The 7592-nt window shown below is 64.6% G+C and carries 5 protein-coding genes and 1 pseudogene; 5 read left to right on the top strand and 1 reads right to left on the bottom strand.

Translation table 11 applies throughout. The annotated features are described in order from the left end of the window. The 3 genes and pseudogenes from EOA75_RS25200 to EOA75_RS25190 form a co-directional block, all read left to right on the top strand. Nucleotides 1-488, top strand: a pseudogene (locus tag EOA75_RS25200) (DapH/DapD/GlmU-related protein); the annotation flags it as partial. A gap of 232 nt (nucleotides 489-720) precedes the next feature. After that, complete coding sequence (glmS, locus tag EOA75_RS25195; protein WP_127325430.1) at nucleotides 721-2544, top strand: glutamine--fructose-6-phosphate transaminase (isomerizing); 1824 nt, start codon at nucleotides 721-723, stop codon at nucleotides 2542-2544. A gap of 291 nt (nucleotides 2545-2835) precedes the next feature. Beyond that, entirely contained in the window at nucleotides 2836-3591 is a 756-nt protein-coding gene (locus EOA75_RS25190; RefSeq protein ID WP_067000327.1) for a DUF502 domain-containing protein, read from the top strand. Here the strand turns inward: EOA75_RS25190 and recG are convergent. Further along, nucleotides 3543-5651, bottom strand: a complete 2109-nt coding sequence (gene recG / locus EOA75_RS25185; protein WP_127325429.1) for an ATP-dependent DNA helicase RecG — start codon at nucleotides 5649-5651, stop codon at nucleotides 3543-3545. The two genes, EOA75_RS25190 and recG, sit on opposite strands and share 49 nt — an antisense overlap. A 93-nt stretch (nucleotides 5652-5744) precedes the next feature. Between recG and EOA75_RS25180 the strand changes: the two genes are divergently transcribed. Together EOA75_RS25180 and EOA75_RS25175 are read left to right on the top strand one after the other, a co-directional pair. Continuing rightward, nucleotides 5745-6032, top strand: coding sequence for a succinate dehydrogenase assembly factor 2 (locus tag EOA75_RS25180; protein ID WP_067000926.1), 288 nt, complete (start codon nucleotides 5745-5747; stop codon nucleotides 6030-6032). Nucleotides 6033-6039: 7 nt separating this feature from the next. Next, nucleotides 6040-7592, top strand: a 1553-nt coding sequence (locus EOA75_RS25175) for a CarD family transcriptional regulator (RefSeq protein WP_348628681.1), incomplete at its 3' end; no start/stop codon positions are given.

Genomic DNA, 7592 nt, shown 5'->3' with positions numbered 1-7592 from the left:
ATCGTGGCGCCTTCAGCCATATCGAAGGCGCCACGATCGCTTCCAATTGCGATGTCGGGCCGTTCGCGCGGCTGCGGCCGGGCGCCGATCTGCGGCAAAAGGCCAAGGTCGGCAATTTCTGCGAGGTCAAGCAGGCAACGATCGAGGAAGGCGCCAAGGTCAACCACCTGACTTATGTCGGCGACGCGCGGGTCGGTGCTGGGGCGAATATCGGCGCTGGCACCATCACCTGCAACTATGACGGCTTTTCCAAATTCTTCACCGATATCGGCGAGGGCGCGTTCGTCGGCTCCAACTCCGCGCTGGTGGCGCCGGTCACGATCGGCAAGGGTGGCTACATCGCTTCGGGCAGCGTGATCACCGAGAGCGTGCCCGACGATGCGCTGGCCTTCGGCCGCGCCCGCCAAAAGACGCTGCCCAGAAAAGGCAAGGAATTGCGCGAGCGCTTCGCGTCGGCGGCCGCGGCGAAGAAAAGAGCCGCGGAATGATCGTCAAAGGACGTTTGCTGGGCCGGCGCCGCTGGCGCCAACCATAAATGATCGAGCACCGCGCCGCGAAAAACCAACCATTTGCAGTAACCGGATTGCAAGCGCGGCGTGTCATGGTGCATCAGTCGCAAAACCGTTCCGGGTGACACCGAACGAAACGCAAAGTGACTTTCGCGGCAGGCCGGCCATCCGTAAATAGCGCTGGGTTTTCGCGGGGAATCGGGGGCAGCATATGTGCGGTATCGTTGGAATTGTCGGCCATTCACAGGTCGCGCCGCTGATCGTCGATGCGCTGAAGCGGCTCGAATATCGCGGCTATGACTCGGCCGGCGTCGCCACCATCGAGAATGGCACGCTCGGCCGCCGCCGCGCCGAAGGCAAGCTGATCAATCTCGAACGCCGGCTGAAAGAAGATCCGCTGGAAGGCACGATCGGCATCGGCCATACCCGCTGGGCGACCCATGGCGTGCCGAACGAGACCAATGCGCATCCGCATTTTTCCGAAGGCGTCGCGATTGTCCACAACGGCATCATCGAGAACTTCGCCGAGCTGCGCGACGAGCTCTCCCGCGATGGCTACAAATTCGCCTCTCAGACGGACACCGAGGTCGTCGCGCATCTGGTCGCGCGGGAGCTCGCCAAGGGGCTGAAGCCGGTCCAGGCAGCGCACCAGGCGCTGAAGCGGCTCTCGGGGGCGTTTGCGCTGGCGATCATGTTCAAGGGCGACGAGGATCTGATCGTCGGCGCCCGCAACGGTCCGCCGCTTGCCGTCGGCCATGGCGACGGCGAGATGTTTTTGGGCTCGGACGCGATCGCGCTGGCGCCTTTCACCAACGCAGTCACCTATCTCGAAGATGGCGACTGGGCGGAAGTGCGTCGCAACAGCGTCACCATCTATGACGCCGACGGCAAGAAGGTCGACCGCAAGCGCCAGCAGTCGCTCTCGACCAGCTTCATGGTCGACAAGGGCAACCGCCGCCATTTCATGGAAAAGGAAATCCATGAGCAGCCGGAGGTGATCTCGCACACGCTGGCGCATTATGTCGATTTCGTCTCCGGCGTGTCGAGGCCGCTCGATCTGCCCTTCGACTTTGCCAAGATCGGCCGGTTGGCGCTCTCGGCCTGCGGCACCGCCTATCTGGCCGGGCTGATCAGCAAGTACTGGTTCGAGCGCTATGCGCGGCTGCCGGTCGACATCGACGTCGCCTCGGAATTCCGTTACCGCGAGATGCCGTTGTCAGCGAATGACGCGGCCTTCTTCATCTCGCAGTCGGGCGAGACCGCCGACACGCTGGCTTCCCTGCGCTACTGCCGCCAGGCCGGCATGAAGATCGGCGCGGTCGTCAATGTGCGCGAATCGACCATGGCGCGCGAATCCGACGTCGTGCTGCCGACGCTTGCCGGGCCGGAGATCGGCGTCGCCTCGACCAAGGCTTTCACCTGCCAGCTCTCCGTGCTGGCCTCGCTCGCAGTGCGGGCCGGCGTGGCGCGCGGGACGATCTCGCGCGATGAGGAGAAGCGGCTGGTGCGGGAGCTTTCCGAGGCGCCGCGCTTTGCCACACAGGTGCTGAAGCTCGACGAGCAGATCGAACGCATCTCGCGTGAGCTGTCCCGCTACAAGGATGTGCTCTATCTCGGCCGCGACACCAATTTTCCACTAGCCATGGAAGGTGCGCTGAAGCTCAAGGAAATCTCCTACATCCACGCCGAAGGCTATGCCGGCGGCGAGCTGAAGCACGGACCGATCGCGCTGATCGACGAGAACATGCCGGTTATCGTGATCGCGCCGCATGACCGCATCTTCGAAAAGACGGTTTCCAACATGCAGGAAGTCGCGGCGCGCGGCGGCAAGATCATCCTGATCACCGACGCCAAGGGCGCGGCCCAGGCCGGCATCAAGTCGATGGAGACGATCATCCTGCCCGAAGTACCTGAGATCATCGCGCCGATCATCTACGCGCTGCCGATCCAGATGCTCGCCTATTTCACCGCGGTGTTCATGGGCACCGATGTCGACCAGCCCCGCAATCTGGCGAAATCGGTCACGGTGGAATAGCACTGTCACTGCTTCTTTTGGGCACCGTAGTTCGAAGTATGGCTTGCCGATGGCCCTTTCACTCCTCGAGGGGCGTCGCGGAATGGATCCTGGGTCTACGCCGCGTCGCTTCGCTCCTTGCTCCGCGCGTGGATGACGAAGGGAGGGGTGTTGCAGCCAGTCGCGAACGCAGGAGCTTCCATTTGGAACGCTGAAAGCCGCTTCATAGAGAGCGCTCTTTAAAAACTTCGCAGTTCCAAACCGAATTGCGGTTCACTAAAGTTCAACCGCAATCTGCGCCGCGGTGATCCTATGTCCGACGCCCTGAAGACCTCTGGCATGACCCGGCTCAGGAATTACTTCCTGACGGGCTTCATCGTCTGCGCGCCGCTGGCGATCACCGCCTATATCGCCTGGTCGCTCATCGGCTGGGTCGATTCCTGGGTGAAGCCCTACATTCCCGCCCGCTACAATCCGGACACCTATCTGCCGTTTCCGGTCCCCGGCTTCGGGCTGATCGTGGCGCTGGTGCTGATCACGTTCATCGGTTTCATGACGGCCAACATCGTCGGCCGCGCAATCGTCAATTTCGGCGAGCGGCTGCTTGGCCGCATGCCGCTGGTGCGCGGTATCTACCGCTCCCTGAAGCAGATTTTCGAGACGGTGCTGTCAAACAAGGGCGACATGTTCCGCCAGGTCGGGCTGGTCGAATATCCGCGCAAGGGAGTCTGGTCGCTGGTCTTCGTCGCCAGCGAGAAGGAAACCGAGATCAACCAGAAGCTCGACCAGGAAGGCGATCCGTTGATCGCGGTGTTCATGCCCTGCACGCCGAACCCGACCACAGGCTTCCTGATGTATGTTTACAAATCCGAGATCGTGCTGCTCGACATGACGATCGAGGACGGCGCCAAGCTGATCGTTTCGGCCGGCATGGTGGCGCCGGAGGTCAAGGCCAAGCTGGTGACGCTGAACGGCGAGCCGATCGAAGGGCCGCTTGCCAATCCGGCGCTGGGCGCGGCTCAGCCGGCGCGCAGCAGCCGAACCGCCTCGTCGCGCCCGAACAGGTAGAGCAACAGCCGCAGCGCCTCGCCGCGCCCAGACTGCAATTCGGGGTCGCGCGACAGGATCAGCCTTGCGTCGTCGCGGGCGGCTTCCAGCAGGTCGGCATGGAACTCGATGCGCGCGACCTGGAAACCTGGCGTGCCGGACTGGCGGGTGCCCAGCAGTTCGCCTTCGCCGCGCAGCTTCAGATCCTCCTCGGCTATGCGGAAGCCGTCCTCCGTCTCGCGCATCACTGACAGCCGGCGCTTCGCCGTCTCACCGAGCGGATCCTTGTAGAGCAGCACGCAGGACGAGGGCTTGTCGCCGCGCCCGACCCGGCCGCGCAACTGGTGCAACTGGGCAAGGCCGAAGCGCTCGGCATGCTCGATGACGATGATCGTGGCGTCCGGCACGTCGACGCCGACCTCGATGACGGTGGTGGCGATCAATATGCGCGTTTCGCCCTGCTTGAAGGCGCGCATCGCATCGTCCTTCTCTGCCCCTTTCATGCGGCCATGGACGAGGCCGATCTGTTCGCCGAAGAGCGGCTTCAGCGAAGCGAAGCGGTCTTCCGCCGACATCAGCTTGATCTCTTCGGATTCCTCGACCAGCGGACAGATCCAGTAGATCTTCTGACCCTCGGCGACGGCGTCGACCATGCGCCCGACCAACTCGTCCAGCCGCTCCATTGGCAAAGTGACGGTGCGTATCGGCTGGCGGCCCGCCGGCTTTTCGGTGAGCTTCGAGACATCCATGTCGCCGAAGGCGGTCAGCACCAGCGTGCGCGGAATGGGCGTCGCCGTCATCACCAGCATATCGGGCGCGTCGCCTTTGGCGGTGATGGCGAGACGCTGGTGGACACCGAAGCGGTGCTGCTCGTCGACGACGGCAAGCACGAGGTCGTGGAAGGTCACCGTCTCCTGGAACAGCGCGTGCGTGCCGACGACAATGTCGATCGCACCGCTGGCGAGGCCTTCCAGTGTTTTGGCGCGTTCGCGGCCCTTCTCGCGGCCGGTAAGGACGGCGACGCTGAGGCCGGCTTTTTCCGCCAGCGGGGCGATGGTCGCCAGATGCTGCCGCGCCAGGATTTCGGTCGGCGCCATCAGCGCAGCCTGGCCGCCTGCCTCGACCGCGCGCCCCATGGCAAGCAGCGCGACCACCGTCTTGCCGGAGCCGACATCGCCCTGCAGCAGACGCAGCATGCGTTCGGGGTTGGCCAGGTCGGCGTTGATTTCGCCGAGCGCGAATTCCTGGCTGGGGGTGAGCTTGTAGGGCAGGGCAGCGCGCAGTTTCTCGACAACGCGCCCGTCGCCGACCAGCGGCCGGCCCGAAAGGCGGCGGATTCTGGCGCGCACCAGCGCCAGCGACACCTGCCCTGCCAGGAGCTCGTCATAGGCCAGGCGCCGCCAGGCCGCACCCTCGACGGCAACGTCGATCGGGTCCTTGGGATAGTGGATGCGGGTGAGCGCATCGCCGAAGGACGGAAAGGTGTGGCGGCGCATGAAGGCGTCGTCCTGCCATTCCGGCAGTTCCGGCAAGCGGCCGAGCGCCTGTCCGATGGCGCGGCGCAGCACTTTTGCGGACAGGCCGGCGGTTAGCGGATAGACGGGCTCGACCAGCGGCAGGCCCTCGGCCTCGTCGAGCGGCGCGATATGGTCGGGATGAACCATGGTCGGGCGGCCGTTGAACCATTCCATGCGGCCGGAGATTACGACGCGCTCGTCCTCAGGCAGCATCTTCTGCAGATAGGCGGCATGGGCATGGAAGAAGGTCAAGGCGATCTCACCGGTGTCGTCATGGGCGTAGATCCGGTAGGGCACGGACCTGTTGCCGCGCGGCGGCGGCTGGTGACGGTCGACCCGCACCTCGAGTGTTACGATCTGGCCTTCGGCCGCTAGCGCGATGCCAGGCCGATTGCGGCGGTCGATAACCGTGTTGGGCAGCACGAACAGAAGATCGGCGGCGCGCGCGGCGCGGTCGCCGAGATCGGCCGGCACGACACGTTCGATCATGGTCCCGACCTTCTGGCCGACGCCGGCGAGCGAGGTGATCGGGACGAACAGGGGATCGAGGATGGAAGGACGCATCTCGTCAGCTTATGTCGCGGAGGCCGCAGCGCAAAGGCTGACACCAATCGCTATCCACGCTATATGCGCCGCTTCGAACAGGGATGTAGCGCGATGACCGGAACACAGCGATCAAGCGAGGGCCTGGACGTCCGCCGCCGCAAGCTGCTGTTCCGCTCCTGGCATCGCGGCATGCGCGAGATGGATCTCATCCTGGGATCCTTCGCCGATGCCGAGATCGGCGCCTTGACCGCCGACGAAATCGACCAATATGAAAAGCTCCTCGAAATCCCCGACACCGAATTCCTGCCGATGATCACCGGCGAGCGCCCGGTTCCGCCCGATATCGATTGCGCGGTGCTGCAGAAGATCCTGGCGTCGCGCCGGACCATGACATTTTGAAAGAAGCATGAGTCTCATTCCCTCCATTGGCCTGCCGAAGGGCCGCGCCGGCCAGTTCATCGTCGATGGCGTCGCCGACGGTTACGAAGCTTTCGCGCTGGCGCGGACGGCGCAGGAGATCGCGCCCGACAAGCCGGTGCTGTTCGTCGCGCGCGACGGCCAGCGGCTGCCGGCGATCATCGATGCGCTCGCCTTTGCCGCTCCCGGCCTGCCGGTTCTGGAACTGCCTGCCTGGGACTGCCTGCCTTACGATCGTGTCTCGCCGGGCGCGGATGCCGCCGCGCGGCGCCTCGACGCGCTCTCCGCCATCGTTGCGCTGGCGAAAAAGCCGCACCGCGCCGTTATCCTCACGACGGCCAATGCGCTCTTGCAGCGCATTCCGCCGGCCGAACTGATCGAGGCGCAGACCTTCCACGCCAAGCCCGGCAACCAGATCGACATGAACGTGCTGATCGCGCGGCTGGAGAATTCCGGTTTCGAGCGCGTGCCGACCGTGCGCGACGTCGGCGAGTTCGCGGTGCGCGGCGGCATTCTCGACCTCTTCGCGCCCGGCTGGAGCGAGGCGCTGAGGCTCGACTTCTTCGGCGACACGCTGGAATCGATCCGCGTCTTCGACGTGGCGACCCAGCGCACGACCGGCCAGCGCAAGTCGATGGCGCTGCAGGCGATGAGCGAGGTGGCGCTGACGCCGGAAACGATCAGCCGCTTCCGCCGCTCCTATATCGAAGCCTTCGGCGCGCCGTCGCGCGACGATGCGCTCTATGCAGCCGTCAGCGAAGGACGGCGCTTTGCCGGCATGGAGCACTGGCTGCCTTTCTTCTACGAGCAACTGGAGACGGTGTTCGACTATCTGCCGGACGCGCCTGTCATCTTCGATCATCTCGCGCATGAGGCGCTGGCCGAGCGCCATACGCTGATCCTCGATCACTATGAGGCGCGGCGGAAGCAGGCTGACGGCGCGCTGAAAGATGCCGTGCCCTACAAGCCGGTGGCGCCGGATCTGCTCTATCTCTCGCCGGAAAATCTCAAAGCCTCGCTCGGACCGCGCGAGGACATTGATTTCACCGTCTTCGACGCACCCGATGTCGGCGGCAAGAAGGTCTTCCATGCGGGCTCGCGGCAAGGCCGCAGCTTCGCCGAGGAGCGCGCCGACCCGAACAGCAATGTCTTCGACGTGGTGGTGAAGCATATTGCCGACGAGCGCGCCGCGCGCCGCCGCGTCATCGTCGCCGGCTGGACCGAGGGCTCGCTCGACCGCCTCGGCCAGATCCTCGCCGAGCATCATCTCGGCAACCTGAAACCGGTGGCGACTCTTTCCGAGGTCGAAAAGCTCGAGCCGGGGCAGGCCGGTCTTGCCGTGCTGCCGCTCGAATCCGGCTTCGAGACCGACGGGATGGTCGTCGTCGCCGAACAGGACATTCTAGGCGACAGGCTGATCCGCCGCTCCAAGCGCAAAAAGCGTGCCTCCGACTTCATTGCCGAAGCATCGTCGCTGTCATCCGGCGACATCGTCGTTCACGCGGACCACGGCATCGGCCGATTCATTGGTCTGCGCACCAT

Origin of the sequence: Mesorhizobium sp. M1A.F.Ca.IN.022.07.1.1 (assembly GCF_003997575.1) — a bacterium.
Lineage (GTDB): Bacteria > Pseudomonadota > Alphaproteobacteria > Rhizobiales > Rhizobiaceae > Mesorhizobium.
Note: the sequence above shows the minus strand (reverse complement) of the source record. Positions and strands in the feature narration are given on the sequence as shown.